Raw genomic sequence first — 18,949 nt, forward strand, 5'->3', positions numbered from 1 at the left:
CGGCTTAAGGTTCCCGTTTGCTTGGGATCACAAAACTATAACTCCAACACTAAAACAGACGATAGAGGTGATAACTCTCATCGTCTGTTTTTTCTATAAGGTATCTTACGGTTATTTTATTAAAGTAAATAATCTATCTCCTATGAACACTTCTTTAACAACTAACAGTAGAAATGTTCACCGGTTATATTTTACAGTACAGAAGCTAGTACAGGATTAGGTTGTTCTTCCTTTAAAACCTTACCACCTTTTATGACAACACGGATATTTGAATTGTCTTCCAATGAACGTAGGTCTGTTAATGGGTTTACCTTAGTTATTACGATATCTGCAAGTTTCCCTACATCTAAAGTTCCTACTTTATCCTCCCACCCCATGCATTCAGCAGCTGTCTTAGTTGTTGCCACAATCGTTTCCATAGGTGTCATTCCTATTTCATGCATTAATGTCAATTCTCTTAAATTAGTACCATGTGCCATTACCCCTGCATCTGTTCCCATTGCAATCTTCACACCAGCACGATAGGCTTTAGCGATACTCTCTTTATGAGCTTCCATTGCTTCTTGTGCCTTTTTTACTCCCCAATCAGGCATGCCAGCTGTTTCAGCTAGTTCTAACACAGAAACTGGAGCTAAAAGAGTTGGCACTAAGAAAGTACCATTTTCTAACATAAGCTCTATACATTCGTCATCTAGGTAAATACCATGCTCTATTGAATGTATACCTGCTTTAATTGCATTTTTGATTCCTTCGGCGCCTTGTGCATGTGCCATTACTTTTAATCCCCGACGGAATGAAGCTTCTTCAACCATCACTTTCAATTCATCGATGTTGAATTGTGTGAATTCCGGATGATCTGTTGCACTAAGAACACCACCTGTGCTGTGGACTTTAATAATGTCCGCTCCTGCTCGCAAAACTTCTCTAACCGTTTTTCGAACTTCCTCTACACCATCGCAAATCCCATTTGGCATGCCAGGATATTCGTCTAAAAGTAACTTCACGGTTTGACCTGAAGCTGTCCATGCATCCCCGTGTCCTCCAGTTGTAGTTAGAGCCGTTATACTTATTTGCATACGTGGTCCTACAACGTAACCTCTTTCAACTGCTTGCTTAACTCCTGCATCCGTTCCACCACAATCTCTGACCGATGTGATTCCAGCATTAATTGTGTTTCTCATATATTCAGTTGCTTTAAAGAAGTTTAATGAAAAAGGAGTTGATAGTCTATTTTCTACTGGCTCGTATTCCAACATCAAGTGAACATGTGTATCAATAAATCCAGGGAGAATAAACCCACCACTTGCGTCCATATAAGATACTTCTCCCTCGAACTTAGGTAAATCTTTTTCCTGTCCAACAAATACAATTTTTTCATCTTCAATTGCTATTGCCGCATGCAATACTAGTTCTCCACCATTTCCGTCAATTAAACTACCATTTTTAATAATTGTAATAGCCAATACTATCCCTCACTTCAAATGTGTTTTTTATATAAAACTTCAATCTAAACATTATAGTTATGTCAGTCTCTTATTAAATATGAATTAAGTTTCTAATTTTATTGAGTTACTACTTCTTTTGACGTTTCATTAATAAATTGCCGCAGGTTGCTAAGATATTTATCATTCTCTTCTGCATGTGGAGAATGACCACTATTCTCATACACTAATAGCTTCGAATTTGTAATTTCTTTAGCAATTACTTGTGAACATTCAACCGGTGTGACCCAATCATGTCTTCCAACTGAAACTAGTACAGGAACTGAAATTTGCTTTAATTGATCCTTTATATCGTAATTCGGTTGATTTGTGTTGAAAGCATAGTTATGTGTTTCGTAATGATAGTAAATGGAATCAATTTTTTTATTCATTTTTTCTTGGTTTTGTTCAACTGTATATAGAGGTTGAAGTGCACCAAATATTTCTTTTAATTCTTGATTTGAACTAACATTTCCACTCCACAAACTATCCAAAGCTTCTTTTGAAACTCCTGGAAGATTAGCTTCTAACGCCTTTTCAGTAGAAATATGATGGTAATCTTTGTTTGCAGCTGTATCTCTTAATAGAACGTGAGTTACATGATCTGGGTAACGAAGAACATATTCTAAAGAAAGAAAACCTCCATATGAACCTCCGTGAATCATGATTTGATCTATGTTTAGATGCTTCCTTAGATCATCAATATCAGCTGTCCACTGCTCATGACTATACGGTGGCTTTTCTTCAGATCTCCCACTTCCTCGCATATCTAAAAAGACAAGCTTAAATTTATCTTCTAATGATTTAAAAGCAGTTATATCTGCTCGGCAATCCCCAAGTCCGGGTGCTCCGTGAATAAAGAAAATGGCCCTGCCATCTTCCTTACCATGTACTTCATAATAAATTTCACAGTCATTAATTGTCGCAAACATAGTTTTTATCTCCTCCCATTATTTAATTTATTAAGAAAAGCGTCGTTTGCACGACGCTTTTCTCTTTTCAATCTATGGTTTAGTTTGCCCCACTGACAGCCCACTTCTGTAAGTTGTGATGCGTACCAAATGATACAGGTTTACCAAACTCAACTCGCTTATTAATTCCAGCAAAGTCATGGTCAGAATATAATGTTAATATTGGCGCTTCATCAAGAAGAATCTCTTGAATATCACTATAAATCACTTTACGTTTTTCTACATCTGCTTCTTGCTTACCTTGTATTAACAATTCATCCATTGCCGGATTACTATATTGCATAAAGTTATAAGTTGCTCCAGTTGCATAAACATTTGATACATCCGGGTCAAGTGTCAATGTAAATCCAATTAGTAGAAGGTCAAATTCTCCTGCTTTGCCCTTAGACATAATTGTTGGGAAGTCATAGTTTGTAATATTAGTTTGTACCCCAATTTGTTGTAAGCTTTGAGCTATAATTGGAGCTGATTGTTCACGAACTTTATTACCAATTGGTACAACAAGCTCTAATGGAGTATTGAAGTCAAATCCAGCGTCTTCAAGCATTTTTTTAGCTTTTTCAGGATTGTACTCAAGTTCTCCTACACTTCTATCTAAAAATGGTGATAAAGATGTATATGGGCCATCTATTACTTCTCCGTGGCCTTTTAATAATTTATCAACTAAAAGGTTACGATCGACAGCCATTGATAAGGCTTGACGAACTTCTTTGTCAAATTTGTCGTTATTAAAGAACATTGTTTGGAAGCCAATATTAGGTTCAATACTAGTTGTTACATTATCAAAACCTTCTACAGTATCATAGTCTTGTACCGCAATTTTACCGATCCCTTTTGATACGTTAAAGTCTAGCTCTCCTGTTTGAAGTTGACCTACAAGATTTGGCGCTAACATAATTTTAATAAATAGTTTTCCAGTTTCTGGAAGACCAGCGTAGTAATCTTCATTGGCAGCTAACTCCACATATTGGTCTTTTTCATATTTCACAAATTTAAATGCACCAGTAGAGACTGTAGGATTTTGCATGTAAGGATGTGTTGATAACTCTTCGATTGGTACATCTCCTAAAATATGCTTTGGTAAAGTTAATACGTTTAATCCAAATACTTCTTTCATATAGTTTGGATCAACCGGTACAGTTGTTGTTAACTCAAGTGTTTTGTCATCGACTACTTTAACGGAAGATAATTCTGTTTCTCCTTCTGGAAGCTTGCCGTTAGCTTCTAATCCATCTAACATAGAAATGTTAGCACCCTGAGAAGTTTCTGACTTTGGATGAGCAATTGTATTGATAGTAAAAGCGACGTCAGCAGCAGTAACCGGCGTACCATCTGTCCAATTAGCATCTTTATTGATTTTAACTGTATAATGCTGTCCATCTTCAGATTCAAAAGATTCAGCTAGACGAGGAACAAAATTTAATGGTCCATCCATTTCTAATAACGTATCTTGGAAGAACTTTTGAATAAACATTGCAGCAACGTCACCTGAGTTGATTGGATTAAATCCTGTAGGTGGATTAACTAACCCAATGAACATCGATTCTGAATCAGTACTAGCGTCAGTGGATGTAGCAGGTACAGCAGGATCTTTTGTTCCAGTGTCTGTTGGTTCTGTTGCTGAATCACCACTACAAGCTGCTAAAAATAGAAGTGAAAGAATAGTCATGATACTAACTACTTTTTTAATTGAGTATTTCATCTTTATTCCCCCTAATTTTTTTTATATAAATGTTAACTACTTAAAGCTTTTTGGATCTACCGCGTCACGTAGCCCGTCACCCATAAAGTTTATAGAGATAACAGCCAAGATAATGAATAATCCCGGTGGAATCCATAACCAAGGTTGTTGAGCAAGAACAGTTAACGATTGAGCTTCCGTTAACATATTCCCCCAGCTTGCAGTTGGTGGTTGTACACCCATTCCTAAGAAACTTAAGGATGCTTCCGTAATTATTGCAAACGCGATTCCAAATGTCGCATTAACAAGGATTGGAGCCAACGCATTCGGTAAGATGTGGTGTACTAAAATTCTTGGGGCTGTATATCCTAGTGCTACCCCAGCTTTTATATAATCCATTTCTTTAAGAGATAACACACTTCCCCTTACTAATCGAGCAACCGGTGGCCATCCTAAAAACCCTAAAACTAATATAATGTTGAATAAATTAGGCCCCATTACACTTACTAATACTAAAATTACCATTAAGAACGGAAATGACATAAATACATCAGTAATTCGCATGATTATCATATCTGCCCATTTCCCCATGTATCCCGCTATCGCTCCTAAAATAGTACCAATGATTACATATATGGTTACAGCTCCAATACCAACTGCTAGGGATATCCGAGAAGCGTAAATCAATCTACTTAATACATCACGTCCAATTTGGTCTGTTCCAAGTGGATGTTCCATTGAAGGTTTTGCCTCAAATTCGTATCCTATTTCATAAGGATCGTGCGGGGCAATGATAGGGGCAAAAAGAGCCATTAACACGATTAATATAAACGTTACTAAACCAACAACAGCAAGTTTATGTTTCAAAAACCGAGTAACGATTACCTTCATATAACTTTCTTCTTGCCCCAACACATCTGCCTGTATTAATAAGTTAGAACTAATAACCTGATTATGCTTATCTAGATTTAAATTTGGTGATGACATCTTCTTCCCCCCCTTGTTCTCTAGTTGTATTTAATTCGCGGATCCACAACCGAGTACATGATATCAGTAAAAAGATTAGAGAACAGTACTGTAATTGCAGCTAAGAAATTTAATGCCATCAATGTTGGATAATCTCGTGAACCAATAGACTGAATCGTCAATTGCCCTAGTCCTGGCCATTGGAATATTTGCTCAGTTATTACAGCTCCACCAATGAGTAAGGGGATTTCTAATCCAATAATTGTTATAATTGGAATTAAAGCATTTCGTAATGCATGCTTATTATTAACTACAAATTCGTGTAACCCTTTTGCCCTAGCTGTTCTTAAGTAATCTTGTCCTAGTACCTCGAGCATACTTGATCTAACATAACGGACCATGCTTCCTGCAATAGCAGTACCTAAAACAAATGCTGGGAGAATTAGATGTCTGAGTGTGTCTAAGATTCCTCCTGAGGAACCTAAGGTGTTCATTCCTCCAGTTGGAAAAATTGGGAGTAGTATTGCAAATATATAAATTGCACCCAATCCTAAAAAGAAGTTTGGAATAGAAATTCCAAAGAATGAGAATGTTGTCGCAAAATAATCAGTAAAAGAATATTGTTTGGTAGCACTAAGAATTCCAATTGGAATAGCAATTAAATAAGCAATGATTAAAGCAGATCCCATTAGAAGTATTGTGGGACCAATCCGGTCTGCAATATTATTCAAAACGGGTTCATATGTGGAGAAGGAATAACCAAAATCACCTTGTAAAAGATTTCCCATCCAGCTGGCATATTGCTCCCATAATGGATCATTTAAACCAAGTGCTTCTTTTCTTGCATTAATATCAGCCTCAGACATATTTGGGTTAATAAACATATCTACTGGATTTCCAGGTGCTAGATTAATAATAAGAAAGTTAAAAATTGTGACCCCGAACAAAACTGGAATTGCGATTGCTATGCGACGAATAATGTATTGAAACATAATTCTCCCTCCCTTCTATTAATTTAATGGGTAATGACATGCAACGGAATGATTAGACCCCAACAACAGTGGCACTTCTTCCTTACATTTACTCTGAACAAAAGGACACCTCGTATGAAACTTACAACCACTGGGCGGATTCGATGGACTAGGTATATCTCCTTGAATGACGATTTTCTCCTTATTTCGAAGATGGGGATTCGGTATTGGATATGCACTCAAAAGTGCACGAGTATAAGGATGCTTTGAATTTTTAAAGATTTCTTCTGTTTTACCAATTTCCACAATATTCCCAAGGTACATAACAGCAATTCGGTCACTTATGTATTTCACTGCACCTAGGCCGTGACCAATAAATAAGAACGTTAAGTTGAACTCCTTTTGTAAATCTTTTAAAAGATTTAAGACTTGGGCTTGTATAGATACGTCAAGCGCTGAAACTGGTTCATCACAAACTATTAATTTAGGATTTAAAATTAATGCTCTTGCAATACCAATTCGTTGACGCTGTCCTCCTGAAAATTCATGTGGATATCGATTACTATATGCACTTGGTAAACCAACAATTTCTAAAATATCTGCTACTTTTTTCTTTACTTCAGAAGGTTTTACAAGCTTATGAAAAAGCAGAGGTTCACTTAGTAAATCTCCGATTCGTTTTCTTGGATTCAATGAAGAATATGGATCTTGGAATATGATTTGTAAATCAGTTCGAATGTTTCTCATTTCTACATTGGAAAAGTCAGCTAAATTTTTTCCTTCAAAAATAATCTCGCCTTCCGTTGGATTCTCCAATCGGACAATTGCTCTACCTGTAGTAGATTTTCCACAACCCGACTCCCCTACTAAGCCAAGAGTTTCACCAGGAAAGATATCAAACGATACTCCATCAACTGCCTTTACGTTCCCAACCGTTCTGGATAAAATCCCTTTCTTAATCGGGTAATATTGTTTTAGATTTTTAACTTGTAAAAGCGGTTGCTTTTCAGACTCTGGCGGTTTTTCTTTCACTGATTCTTGAATCATACACTAACCTCCTTTTTGTCCGATTGCCCTACTTCCTCTTCCTCCACTAACCAGCATCTAACTTTATGATTACCTTCTGTATCCGTGTGAATTAAATTTGGTTGTTCTTGTAAACAACGTTCAGTTACATATGGGCACCTCGTATGGAAGCGACAACCTGTCGGCATATTTTGGAAGCTTGGAACTGCTCCTGGAATAGATAAGAGCCTCTCATTTTCATCATATTCAATATGTGGTATTGAACCGATTAACCCTTTTGTATATGGATGTTTAGGATCATCGAATAATGTATATACATCCGCTTCTTCTACGATTTGTCCTGCATACATAACAATAATTCTATCCGCCATTTCTGCTACGACACCTAGATCATGTGTGATGATAATAATTGCTGTGTTGAATTCAGTACGAATTTTTTTCATTAACTCCAAAATTTGTGCCTGAATAGTAACATCTAATGCAGTCGTCGGTTCATCTGCAATTAGGAGTGATGGATTACATGACAGAGCCATTGCAATCATTACACGTTGCCTCATACCACCAGAAAGAGTATGCGGATATTCATTCATAATCGCTTCTGATCGTGGTATTCCAACTTTGTCTAACATTTCAATTGCAAATCTTTTCGCTTCTGTTTTATTTAACTTCAAATGAAGTCGAATACCCTCCATCATTTGATTGCCGATTGTGAAAACCGGATTTAGTGATGTCATTGGCTCCTGGAAAATCATCGAGATTTCATTCCCTCGAATATCTCTCATTTCTGCTTCTGAAATTTCTGACAAATCTTTTCCATTAAAAAGTACTGATCCACTCTTTATTCTCCCGTGCTTTCCAAGTAATCTCATGATTGACAGAAAGGTAACACTTTTTCCACAACCAGATTCTCCAACAATTCCAATTGTTTCTCCAGGTTTCAATTGAAAGCTTACTTCCTCTACTGAAGTAACCTCTCCCTTCCCTGTATCAAATACGGTTTGAAGCTTATCAACTTTTAATAGGTACTCTCCCAATTTAAAACCTCCTTTACTTACGTCATCATAGATTGCGCTTTAGCTTGCACAGCTAAATCTACCTTATCTACTTCCTTTTCAATTAAATAATGATGGATGATAGCTAAGAATGCTTGCCCTGCATGCATCATTGCTCTTTCATCAAAATCAAATCTCGGGTGATGGTGAGGATAACAAGCACCTAAATCTTCATTTCCTGCTGCTGTAAAGAAAAACATACCTGGCTTATTTTGAATGAAATAACCAAAATCCTCACTACCCATAATAGGATCAATGTTTACTAATCTATCTTCTCCAGCGAATTTTTCCATTACACTCACAAATACTTCAGTTTCTTTTTCATGATTTACAACGGCTGGATAACCACGTGAATAGGACACTTGAGACGTTGCATGAAATGCTCCGCAAATACCTTCTACAATGATTTTCATTTCTTTTTCAATGTAGTTACGGACTTCAGGATCAAACGTTCGTACTGTACCAGTTATTTCAGCAGAATCGGCAATAACATTCGGGGCACCCCCTGCATGGAAGGATCCTACAGAGACAACCGCTGGCTTTAAAGGATTAATTTGTCGTGAAACAAGATGCTGCAGTTGATTCACGACTTGAGTACCAATCGCTATGGCATCAATTGTTTCGTGAGGTGCGGCACCATGTCCTCCCTTACCTTGAATCTTAATTACAAAACTATCGCCTGCAGCCATCATAGGTCCTGATCGATATGCGTAAGCTCCAAACGGTATATTCGCCATTACATGAGTACCAAAGACAGCGTCGACACCTTCTAGGGCACCATCCTCTACCATCGCTACTGCCCCTCCAGGAGCTAATTCCTCCGCATGTTGGTGTAATAGCACAACATTTCCATTTAAGTGTTCCCGGTTCTCACTTAATACTTTAGCAACAGCTAACAGTGTTGAGGTATGTCCATCATGCCCACAAGCATGCATAACGCCAGGTACTGTAGATTTATATGACACATTCTTTTCATCCTGGATAGGAAGTGCATCAAAGTCCGCTCGTAAAGCAATAGTCTTCCCAGGATTTCCACCCCGGATTGTCCCTACGATTCCATTACCCCCAACTCCTGTTTTCACTTCGATTCCAAGACTTCTTAAATACTCAGCAATTATGTTGGGGGTTCTGACTTCTTGAAACGATAGCTCAGGATGCATATGAAAATCTCTTCTCCAGTCAACCATTTGATCATATAATCCTTCTAAACTTTGATTCCATTTACCTAACATCCAAACACACCTCACTCTATTATTTTCTAAATCTTCTGACTTAAATAAAGAAATTAATTCCTTGAGTGCGGAATTAATTATTAATAAATATTAAAATTGTATATTAAATACATTTTAGAAAACCAATATCTTAGACAGAGTTTCTCTATTCGATTGCACGGCTCAAATTTTATACAAGTTCGATAAACTTACAAACTTGCAGTAACTCCACTGTCAGCTAAATATTAACATTAAATATACAACTTATTTATACAACCTAAATAAGTATAAATATGTAATATTATTAATTTTTATAATCGGTAAATGGTCACTTTACTGACAGGAAGAACTATATTTAAGACTATAAAACAGAATAGTAAAATAATCAACTTATTTTTTAGAAAATTAACAATATTTTGACATCATTATTTTAAAATAAGAATTCGTACTCTTAGTCGACAATATGTTTGGTAAATTCAAAACTCTACATTTTTATGAGGAAGCTTATTAGGTGACCTAAGAATTACAACAATTTAATAGTCAAGTTTATTTATAAGCGGAAAACAGGACCCTTAGATTATGTTTTGGCCCAGTTCTCAGAAACTGTTATTTGTCTAACCCCCAATTCTTACAAAGTAATTTCAACCACTGTATCCTGTCCATCTGGGGTCAGTTGACTATCACTAACAATGAAGTAATCTACTCTATACCGAAGGCTTGTACCAAAACGGAATATCCTAGTGCAATGAATGACTTTCGCCCTGATGATTTTTTATAAATACTTTGGTTTAAGAACAATACTATAGATAAATTACCAGCAAAAAGATAAATTTAGACAATTCCTTTACTTTGATATTCATTTATCAATCCTACTCCATCATTATGGTGCTTTATCTCTTGAATGAAATATTGTTCTATAATTCTTGTATCATCTGGATGGAATAAATGCGCCGATTTCTCTGCCCAAACAAAGGTTTTTCCCTTAGTCGATTTCAAGTGTTTGATATATTCTTCCACTAAACATCCATGCACATGAAAATCCTTTTTTCCATGTATGAAGGTAACGGGAATTACAAATTCCTTAACGGTATCTATAAAGTTAACCAGTGCCAGTTCTTCGATGAAAGCTTGAGTATAAATGAGCTTGAAGCCATGATAATAAGTATTTACAATGTCCATTAGGGTATAATCTTCCGATTGAAACATAGGCTTCGTAACTCCAAGTAAACCTGGATGCCTTACATCTTTATCTGTATAAATCAATGTATTGAATTTTCGTTGCCATTTTCTTAAAAGCCCCCATTGCTGAAAACTTTCTACAAATGGAGGCTCTCCAATCGATTCCAGTTCTTTTAATGCTTTGTTGTTTCCTCTGCGTTTTGCTTCTTCCTTTATCCAATTCAAGGCCAATTTATCATTTTCGGTCCAACTGACAATTTGTGATAAGCCTACATAAGAATAAAATTTCTCTGGATAGTTGGCTGCCAGCTGTAAACTAATCGTTGAGCCCCACGAATGTCCTGAAAGAAAAATTTTCTCTTGATTAAAACGTTGTCTTAAATAATCGGTAAGTTCATTGGCATCTGAAACAAATTGGCTAAAATTCAAAGACTCTGGTGCTATGTTTTTATGATAAGACCTGCCTGTTCCGCGTTGGTCCCAAAATACAACTACATAATGCTTCACCAGTTCCTTAGTATTGGTGATAATGGTATAATCACGTCCTTTGGATGAAACACCCGGCAGCGGCATGGTTGGACCTCCATGGATCATTAAAAGAACGGGGTTATTTGGGTTCTCCCCTTGTAATAATATCGTTTGCTCTACCCCACCTAAATTGATTGTCTGAACAGAGCTTAAACCTTTTGCAGAAATGATATAGTCAAGCTTATTTGTAAAAATTCCCGCCACTTTCATTGCCCCCTTCTACTTATTTTCTTAACGCTCAACCTCCAATGAACAGCCCTATTTTTTAGTCAAGTTCGAGCCATTGTCGACCGTACTTTTGCCCTCCGCTTTAAGCATGTTGTACTCTAGAATCAAGGCAATCGAGGAATATTGATACTCAGTCGCCATCGTTCTTGGATTGCTTGGGGCCACTTTTCCATGCTGGATCAACTTCTCAAAAACAATCCTAAACAATCGACTGTTCTCCTCATAATCTCGTTCCGATAAATATCTTGAGCTATCGGGTGATGGAAAAGCTCAATATACATAATCCACCATGTCGTCTTTATATTGATGGGATCATCAATATGCTGCATGAAGTTTTCAATTCCTTTTTCTAAAAACTCTTTAGAGTCATTGTCTCTACAATCCAATCAATGTGCTCCATGGGTAGAAGGATTTTATCGGTTTCTTTGCGAAAGTTCTAACTAGCTTTGTTATACATTCATTATTAGTTTAAAAGAGTATTAATAAATCCCATGAAATATTCTGTGTCAATTCACTTTAAAGTTCGACAGTTTATATCTTCAATTTATTGGAAATCTCCTTTAATACAAAAAAGAAATTCCATTAAATGGAATTTATTTTTATGAATTTCTATTTATTTCACAACAAGAACTGGACAATCTGCACGTTTAATTACCTTGTGGCTGACACTTCCAAGCATCATTTCTTGTAATGTATTTAAACCGCGGCTACCAATAACCAGGAGATCAAACTTTTCTTTATTGGCATATTCGAAAATTGCGGGTCCCGGTACTCCATGAAGAATTATCACTCGGTAGTTGATATTTTCTCTCTTAAGTAAATCCTCGATAGCAACTATCTTTTTTCTTCGTTTCATATTGAGTTCAACAGAACTTCCACTATGAAGAACATCACTCTTAGACTGTGAGTAATCAGCAACTAAAACAACGGTTACCGTTGCATTCAAATTCAAGGAAGAGATTTTAATGACTTCTTTTGTTGCACGAATTGAGTGCTCGGATCCATCTGCGGCAAGTAAAATTTTTTTAAACATATTTGTTATCCCCTTTTTAATGAGAATGATAGACTTCTAACCTTCAGCATCCCCATTTAAATTTATGCTGGAATCCGATGAAAAATGCAGTGGTGTTAGTTCCACTAAGAGTTTTTAAATTGCAGGAAACATTATACTAAATAACAATCCCTTTTTAACATCCAAAAAATTATTTTTTAAACAAAACAAGAGAATATCTTAATATTTCACAAATGGAAACGATAAAAAACAATCTCTAATATCATGTGATATAATAATAAGAAGTGAAATCTTGGAGGTCTAAAATTCAGTGAAATATGGATATATGCGTCCTTTCAGCGAAGAAGAAATTAATAAATTACAACATCAAGAACTACTCAATATTGAACAAATTCATCTTTTCCAAGAAGAATCTTCAAGCTCTAAGGAACGTGTAGAATTAAACAAGTTGCTTACGATTATTAAAAGTGGAGATGAACTATATGTATATAATCTGTATGTTCTAGCAAATTCCACAAGAAATCTTTTAGATCTATTACATACATTAAAAAATCAAAACGTATTAGTTCACTTTCTGGCAAATCAGATTGACACCTCTGATTCATCTTCTTTTTCTTTCCTATATATCTTAGAAGAACTAGCTCAGTTTCAATCAGAAGTCATTAGTGAGAAAACTAAAATTGGTTTATTTGAGGCTCAAAAAAAAGGGAACAACGCTGGTCGTCCTAAAAAATCCATGTTAAGTATCAATAAAGCCATAGAGATGTTCCACAGCAAAAAGTTTTCACTTGAGGAGATTAAAGACGAAACAGGCATTAGTAAATCTACCTTATACCGAAATTTAGAAAACTAATAAATCCTATTTCACAAAAGAAATAGGATTTATTTCTCTAACTAGATAAAGCTAAAACATTAAATCCGAAAAATTATTTTAGCCCATATACTTTTATTCTCCTTAACTGCCTCAAACTCCTACCCAAAATCTATTTCACCATAAGTTTGAATCAAATCAGTAAAAGAATTCTGGTTTGAGATAATATATAAAATCATATATTATTATTGTATGAAAACTACAAATAAGTTTTTATTTCACAACTAAAACAGGAAGTTTTGCCATTTTCATGACTCTATGACTAACACTTCCCAACACCATTTCTTGTAAAGTATTTAATCCTCTACTCCCCATAATTAGTACATCATGAGGATAATGATTCACATATTTTATAATTTCAACCTCTGGATCTCCCTCTACTATTTTCACATTGTAAGAAACGCCGTTTTTCACAAATAATTCCTCAGTAGATTGTAATTTTTCTTCTCTCTTTTCACGTAAGAAACTTTCATCAAACTTAGTGTTGCCTGGAGCTTTTGAAACTTTATTAGGATCTATAATATATAACAAGGTAATTTCCGTAAGTTCCGAAACTAGTTTAAGAGCAGATTCAGCAGCACGAAATGCATGTTTAGACCCATCTGATGCTAACAAAATTTTCGAATACATATACAGTCCCCCCTCAGTTGTTGTAACCGCTTCCATTTAACAGAATTATTTTACAAACAGTATACTATCAATTTATTTAGAAAAACCAGGAAAAGGTTTTTTTTCATTTCTTATAAACAATATAAAATTTAATGGCTATACCAAGTTTCTTTTTTGAGTAAGGACTTGTTTTAATCTTCCTTCGTTTTACAAACTGCTATTCCCAATGGATAATGAATTGAATTACGTGGCGGTTCAATTAATACTCCTTTTTGATAATAGAACATAGTTTGAGGGTATGCATCAAATAAATGGTGAAACTCATCTACAGTTAACTGATGATAATGAAATTCAGCACTACATGAAGTTTCTCTTCCTTTTCCAAAAGGAGTAGAAAGCACGAGTGTTCCACCAGGCTTTAATCTGTTTAACAACTGTTGGAGAAATAATCTGTCATCTGAGACATGCTCAATTGTTTCGAAACTAATAATTGTATCAAATAGACCTAGTGAATTCATAAAATTATTATCTTCTACACTCCCCTGTTTATATGAGACAAGGGGGTGGTAGTATCTTCCACGTGCATATAAAATGGCTTCAGATGAAACATCCACCCCAATAACAGTAGTGATGTTTTCTTTACGAGCCTTAGCAATCAATTGTGTACCAAAACCTGAACCACATGCCAGATCAAGTACTTCTCCTTTGGCATACTCAATTGAAAATTGATAACGAGCAATATGTTCTAGTAACAAACCATTCATAGGGTTCATTAAATCAGGTACAACTCTTTCATCTGTTAATTTCATGCATATTCCTACCTTTTCTAATTATATTTTTTCAATCCGAACAAAATGGGAATATTCCACATGGGGCTTGTTACTTTAAATTCGATAAAACTAACCTTTTATTAATAGACAGATTTAACCTTTTTTAGTATTCTAAATAGATCCTTTTTGGGAAATTTCTACTTAAAATATAACATTACTTATTAAGATTTTCAAACTTTCAAAAACCTAATCAATATTGATTTCATCTTAATATTACATACAAAAAGAAAGCAACTGATTTTAAAATCAGTTGCTTTCTTACCTTACTGTTCTTTTTATTTCACAATGAGAACTGGACAGTCTGCGTGTTTAACCACTTTGTGACTTACACTTCCTAATAACATTTCTTGCAATGTATTTAAACCACGACTACCTATAACAAGTAGTTCATGTTTTTCCCTATTAACGTATTCATTAATTGTTGGACCGGGTTCACCATGAAGAATTTCCACTTGATAGTTAACGTTTCCTTGTTTTAATAATTCTTCAACAGGTATTAACTTTTTTCTTCGTTTCATATCTAATTCAACTGTACTTCCACTATGCAAAACATCATTTTTCGCATTTGAAAAATCTGCTACTAAAACAACGGTTACCTTAGCGTTTAAGTTCAATGATGCAATATTAATGACTTCTTTTGTTGCACGAAGTGAGTGCTCGGATCCATCTGCTGCGAGTAAGATTTTTTGATACATTCTTTATTAACACTCCTATTAATTGATTAATGAGATGACATCTTAGCGTCTTTATTATTATAAATCGCCAATTTATCAACGAGTTTCTTACTGGTTGAATTTAATCCTTCTAATGTCACTTGATTATGATTTTCATAGTATTTCAACACTACTTTATCAATGGCACCGACACCAGAGTCATCCCATACATGGGTGTTGGAAAAATCAATGACGATTTGTTCACTCTTCACGTTAAAATCGAAGGCTTCTAAGAAGCTTTCAACTGAAGCAAAAAACAATTGACCTTCTATTGTGTAATGAATGGTTTCATTCAATAATTTTTTCTCTACTGTAACTTTAGAAATTTTTGCTACAAAGAAAATTGCACTTAAAATTACACCTGCAAAAACGCCTTTAGAAAGGTCATGAGTTATTACAACAACTAAGACCGTAGTTACCATTACAATGGAATCAGTAATAGGTGCTTTTTTTAAATAAGTAAACGAAGACCAATCGAATGTTCCAATAGCAACCATTATCATAATACCTACTAGGGCAGGCATTGGAATTTGAATAACTAATCCTCCAAGAACAATGATAAGGAACATAAGGAATAGACCTGCAACCAGGGTTGACAAACGACCTCGTCCTCCGGATTTTACATTGATAACTGATTGACCGATCATCGCACAACCAGCCATTCCTCCGAAAAATCCAGTAACAAAGTTAGCGATTCCTTGACCACGTGATTCCTTGTTTTTATCACTATCTGTTCCTGTCATATCATCAACAATTGTTGCGGTTAGAAGTGATTCAAGTAAACCAACTATTGCTAATGCAAAAGAGAAAGGCAAAACAATCATTAATGTTTCTAAAGAAAATGGTACATTTGGAATGAAGAAAGAAGGAAGTGTTTGTGTAATCGTTCCTAAATCCCCTACCGTATTTAATTTAAAACCAGAAAAAATAGCAACTGCTGTTAATAGAACAATTGCTATTAATGGTGCAGGAATAGCTTTCAAAAATCTAGGAAGAACATATACTATTACTAAGGTAATAGCAACAAACACATAGGTCATATTAGAGATTCCCAGGAAATGAGGAACTTGCGCCATGAAGATTAAAATGGCTAGTGCATTAACGAAACCAATCATTACTGCACGGGGTATGAACTTCATAACTTTTGCTACTTTGAAGACACCAAACAGGATTTGAATAACCCCAGTTAAAATAGTTGCTGCTAGTAAGTACTCAACACCATGTTCTGTAACTAATGGAACCATTAGTAACGCCATAGCCCCTGTAGCCGCTGAAATCATACCTGGTCGACCTCCGACAAAGGCGATAATGACCGCGATTAGGAATGATGCATAGAGTCCAACCATTGGATTAACACCTGCTATTATAGAAAAGGCAATGGCTTCAGGAATGAGGGCTAAGGCCACTACAATTCCTGCTAATACATCCCCTCGAATGTTGGAAAACCAATTTACTTTTATAGTTTCTAACATGTTTTTATCACCTCATAAATTAATTTTTCGACTTTTAACTCTCATAAAAGTCACGTATAAATCCACGAGATGTAGTGTAACATGTACATTCCTAAAAAGGAACCATTTTAAAACACATTTTTATAGACGTTAAATTAATTAATAATTCAATTTTAAAAAATTCAAAGTATCCTGTATTTCTAAATCAAATTTATACATAGCCATTTGATTTTACCCAAATTCAACACTTGCCTAAGTGCCACCTTTTTTTGATACAAACTATTCACTCACCTAACCATGCTAGTCCCACAGTTCCTCTTCCTGTATGCGCGCCAGGAACTGGGCTAAGTTCGGTAATAGAAAATCTGATGTTAGGAAATTGAGTTTGAAGTAAGCTTTTCCAATCAGTTGCTTCTTTCAAATTATCAGCATGAATCACTGTAGCCTCTTTCACATTGTCCTTATCAACTTCTAAATAGTCAGTCATTTTTGAGATCGCACGTTTATGACTGCGTACTTTATCTGAAAGAATCGCACGTCCTTTATCAAATTTCATAACCACTTTCATGTTTAATAGCGTCGCGATTACTGATTGAGTTCCTGTGACTCGTCCACCTTTGTGAAGTTGTTCGAGGCTTCCTGGTGTTAAAAACAAACGGCCCTTTGCAGGAAGTGTCTTAATTGCTGAAACGATTTCATCAAAAGTTTTTCCTGATTGTTCAAGTGCCACAGCATGCTCAACCATTTTCCCTAGAGGAAAAGAACCAATTTGAGAATCCAGTATAAAAGCTTCTACTTCCGTCTCTTGAGCAGCTAAAAGTGCGCTACTGTAAGCTCCTGTAAGCGCACTAGTCGCATGAATGGCAATTACACGATTATATTTACCCTTGATTTCTTTAAACAGTTCAATCATTTCTCCTGGAGAAGGTTGAGATGTTTTTGGCAACTCTTTAACTGAGGCAAGCTTTTCATAAAATTCTTTGGAACCAATTTCTACATTTTCCTTATAAGATGTTTTTCCAAAGATAATGTATAAAGGTACAACATATATATTATGTTGTTCGATAAATTCCGGTGATAAGGTTGCAGTAGAGTCCGTAACCCAAGCAATATTTGACTGTTTCATAATAGTAACTCCTTTTTTAGTTGCATTTAAATTTTGGTAAAGAAGTGCATATTATTAGTATGATAATTGCAAAGATTTTTGCCTAGGGGTATGTATCATGATAACTGTATTACAAATGTCATGTTTGAGGACTAATTGCAGAAATAGTCATAAAGTGTTAACAAACAGATTACACAAAGGAAGACTAAAAGCATTTGTTGCATTTAATCTTGTCCTCTTTATAAAAATGCATACTTCATATACAACAAAGATACGTCGATTAAATAGAAAAAATCCAAGTCAGGATATAACATGACTTGGATAATAAAGTTTTATACTGTTTTCAGAGCTTCTTCAATAGTTGTTTCCCCACTGATGAGGTCAAAGAATTTCTTAAATGTATGCCTTGCTTCCAAAGAAGCGATAATTGTTTTGGCAACATCTTCACGAGGGATACTACCTCTTTCAAGGTTTTCTGAAGCAGATATTTTCCCAGTGCCTCGTTCATTCAATAAACCGCCTGGTCGAATAATGGTGTAGTCCAGCTTACTTTGTTCCACTATTCTATCTGCATAATGTTTTGCTACATAATAAGGTGCCATTTCTTTATTCCAGTTTTCAGGACGATGTGCCTGGAGCGCACTGACAATAACAAACCGGTTGATACCCGCTTGTTCAGTAGCGGCTACTGTTTTGGCAGCTCCATCCAAGTCAATCAGTAATGTCTTATCATAGCCTGTATGTCCTCCAGAACCTGCAGTAAAGATAATTGCATCGCAACCTTTAGCCGCCTTCGCGATGTCTTCAATGCTACCTTCTAAACTTGCTATTGCGACATCAATGCCTTGTTGTTTCATTGTTTCTGCCTGCTCTTCTTTTCTAACCATAGCGCGAACTGTGTGCTGATCACTTTTTTGTAAAAGGTCGATAAGGTGTTTCCCAATTTGTCCAGTTGCTCCTACTACGAATACTTTCATATGTTCGAGCTCCTTACTATTTATAATTGAAATATTCTTATCCACATACCTAGAATATTACTCCTACAGGACTCAGGACAAAGCTCC

18 protein-coding genes are annotated in these 18,949 nt (G+C 35.5%); 1 reads left to right on the top strand and 17 read right to left on the bottom strand.

The features are described from left to right. Positions 1–191: 191 nt before the first annotated feature. The 11 genes from B371_RS0116400 to B371_RS0116455 all read right to left on the bottom strand — a co-directional run bounded on the left by B371_RS0116400 (position 192) and on the right by B371_RS0116455 (position 12,327). Entirely contained in the window at positions 192–1,463 is a 1,272-nt protein-coding gene (locus B371_RS0116400) for an amidohydrolase family protein (protein ID WP_019415397.1), read from the bottom strand. Between the two features lie 98 nt (positions 1,464–1,561). Next, positions 1,562–2,413, bottom strand: coding sequence for an alpha/beta fold hydrolase (locus B371_RS0116405; protein ID WP_019415398.1), 852 nt, complete (start codon positions 2,411–2,413; stop codon positions 1,562–1,564). Positions 2,414–2,492: 79 nt separating this feature from the next. Then, positions 2,493–4,154, bottom strand: coding sequence for an ABC transporter substrate-binding protein (locus B371_RS0116410; protein ID WP_019415399.1), 1,662 nt, complete (start codon positions 4,152–4,154; stop codon positions 2,493–2,495). A 36-nt stretch (positions 4,155–4,190) separates the two neighbouring features. After that, positions 4,191–5,120, bottom strand: a complete 930-nt coding sequence (opp4C, locus tag B371_RS0116415; protein WP_019415400.1) for an oligopeptide ABC transporter permease — start codon at positions 5,118–5,120, stop codon at positions 4,191–4,193. 20 nt (positions 5,121–5,140) lie between these two features. Continuing rightward, the gene (locus B371_RS0116420) at positions 5,141–6,091 is read right to left on the bottom strand and encodes an ABC transporter permease (protein ID WP_019415401.1); all 951 of its coding nucleotides are present in this window, start codon (positions 6,089–6,091) and stop codon (positions 5,141–5,143) included. A gap of 18 nt (positions 6,092–6,109) precedes the next feature. After that, complete coding sequence (locus B371_RS0116425) at positions 6,110–7,117, bottom strand: ABC transporter ATP-binding protein (protein WP_019415402.1); 1,008 nt, start codon at positions 7,115–7,117, stop codon at positions 6,110–6,112. Further along, a complete protein-coding gene (locus tag B371_RS0116430; protein WP_019415403.1) occupies positions 7,114–8,130 on the bottom strand; it encodes an ABC transporter ATP-binding protein in 1,017 nt (338 codons plus the stop codon). Before B371_RS0116430 ends, B371_RS0116425 begins: the two co-directional genes overlap by 4 nt. Positions 8,131–8,147: 17 nt before the next feature. Beyond that, on the bottom strand, positions 8,148–9,380 hold the full coding sequence (locus B371_RS0116435; RefSeq protein WP_019415404.1) for a M20 family metallopeptidase: 1,233 nt from the start codon (positions 9,378–9,380) through the stop codon (positions 8,148–8,150). An 810-nt stretch (positions 9,381–10,190) separates the two neighbouring features. Then, positions 10,191–11,270 (bottom strand): alpha/beta hydrolase, encoded by a 1,080-nt coding sequence (locus tag B371_RS0116440; protein WP_019415405.1) that lies wholly within the window; start codon positions 11,268–11,270, stop codon positions 10,191–10,193. A 203-nt stretch (positions 11,271–11,473) separates the two neighbouring features. After that, positions 11,474–11,680 (bottom strand): hypothetical protein, encoded by a 207-nt coding sequence (locus tag B371_RS0116450; protein WP_019415407.1) that lies wholly within the window; start codon positions 11,678–11,680, stop codon positions 11,474–11,476. A gap of 227 nt (positions 11,681–11,907) precedes the next feature. Beyond that, entirely contained in the window at positions 11,908–12,327 is a 420-nt protein-coding gene (locus B371_RS0116455) for a universal stress protein (protein ID WP_019415408.1), read from the bottom strand. Between the two features lie 289 nt (positions 12,328–12,616). Between B371_RS0116455 and B371_RS0116460 the strand changes: the two genes are divergently transcribed. Then, positions 12,617–13,159, top strand: coding sequence for a recombinase family protein (locus B371_RS0116460; RefSeq protein ID WP_019415409.1), 543 nt, complete (start codon positions 12,617–12,619; stop codon positions 13,157–13,159). Positions 13,160–13,390: 231 nt separating this feature from the next. Here the strand turns inward: B371_RS0116460 and B371_RS0116465 are convergent, their stop codons facing one another. The 6 genes from B371_RS0116465 to B371_RS0116490 form a co-directional block, all read right to left on the bottom strand. Then, entirely contained in the window at positions 13,391–13,807 is a 417-nt protein-coding gene (locus B371_RS0116465; protein WP_019415410.1) for a universal stress protein, read from the bottom strand. A 170-nt stretch (positions 13,808–13,977) separates the two neighbouring features. Further along, positions 13,978–14,595 (bottom strand): bifunctional 2-polyprenyl-6-hydroxyphenol methylase/3-demethylubiquinol 3-O-methyltransferase UbiG, encoded by a 618-nt coding sequence (locus B371_RS0116470; RefSeq protein ID WP_019415411.1) that lies wholly within the window; start codon positions 14,593–14,595, stop codon positions 13,978–13,980. 296 nt (positions 14,596–14,891) lie between these two features. Then, on the bottom strand, positions 14,892–15,311 hold the full coding sequence (locus tag B371_RS0116475) for a universal stress protein (protein WP_019415412.1): 420 nt from the start codon (positions 15,309–15,311) through the stop codon (positions 14,892–14,894). A gap of 26 nt (positions 15,312–15,337) precedes the next feature. Then, entirely contained in the window at positions 15,338–16,801 is a 1,464-nt protein-coding gene (locus B371_RS0116480; protein WP_019415413.1) for a SulP family inorganic anion transporter, read from the bottom strand. A gap of 262 nt (positions 16,802–17,063) precedes the next feature. Then, positions 17,064–17,906 carry a DegV family protein gene (locus B371_RS0116485; RefSeq protein WP_019415414.1) on the bottom strand — a complete coding sequence of 281 codons (843 nt, stop codon included), beginning with the start codon at positions 17,904–17,906 and terminating at the stop codon, positions 17,064–17,066. Positions 17,907–18,217: 311 nt separating this feature from the next. Beyond that, positions 18,218–18,862: an SDR family oxidoreductase gene (locus tag B371_RS0116490; RefSeq protein WP_019415415.1), complete on the bottom strand. Its 645-nt coding sequence runs from the start codon at positions 18,860–18,862 to the stop codon at positions 18,218–18,220. Positions 18,863–18,949: the final 87 nt, after the last annotated feature.

The organism is Paenisporosarcina sp. TG20 (genome assembly GCF_000286315.1).
Taxonomy (GTDB): domain Bacteria; phylum Bacillota; class Bacilli; order Bacillales_A; family Planococcaceae; genus Paenisporosarcina.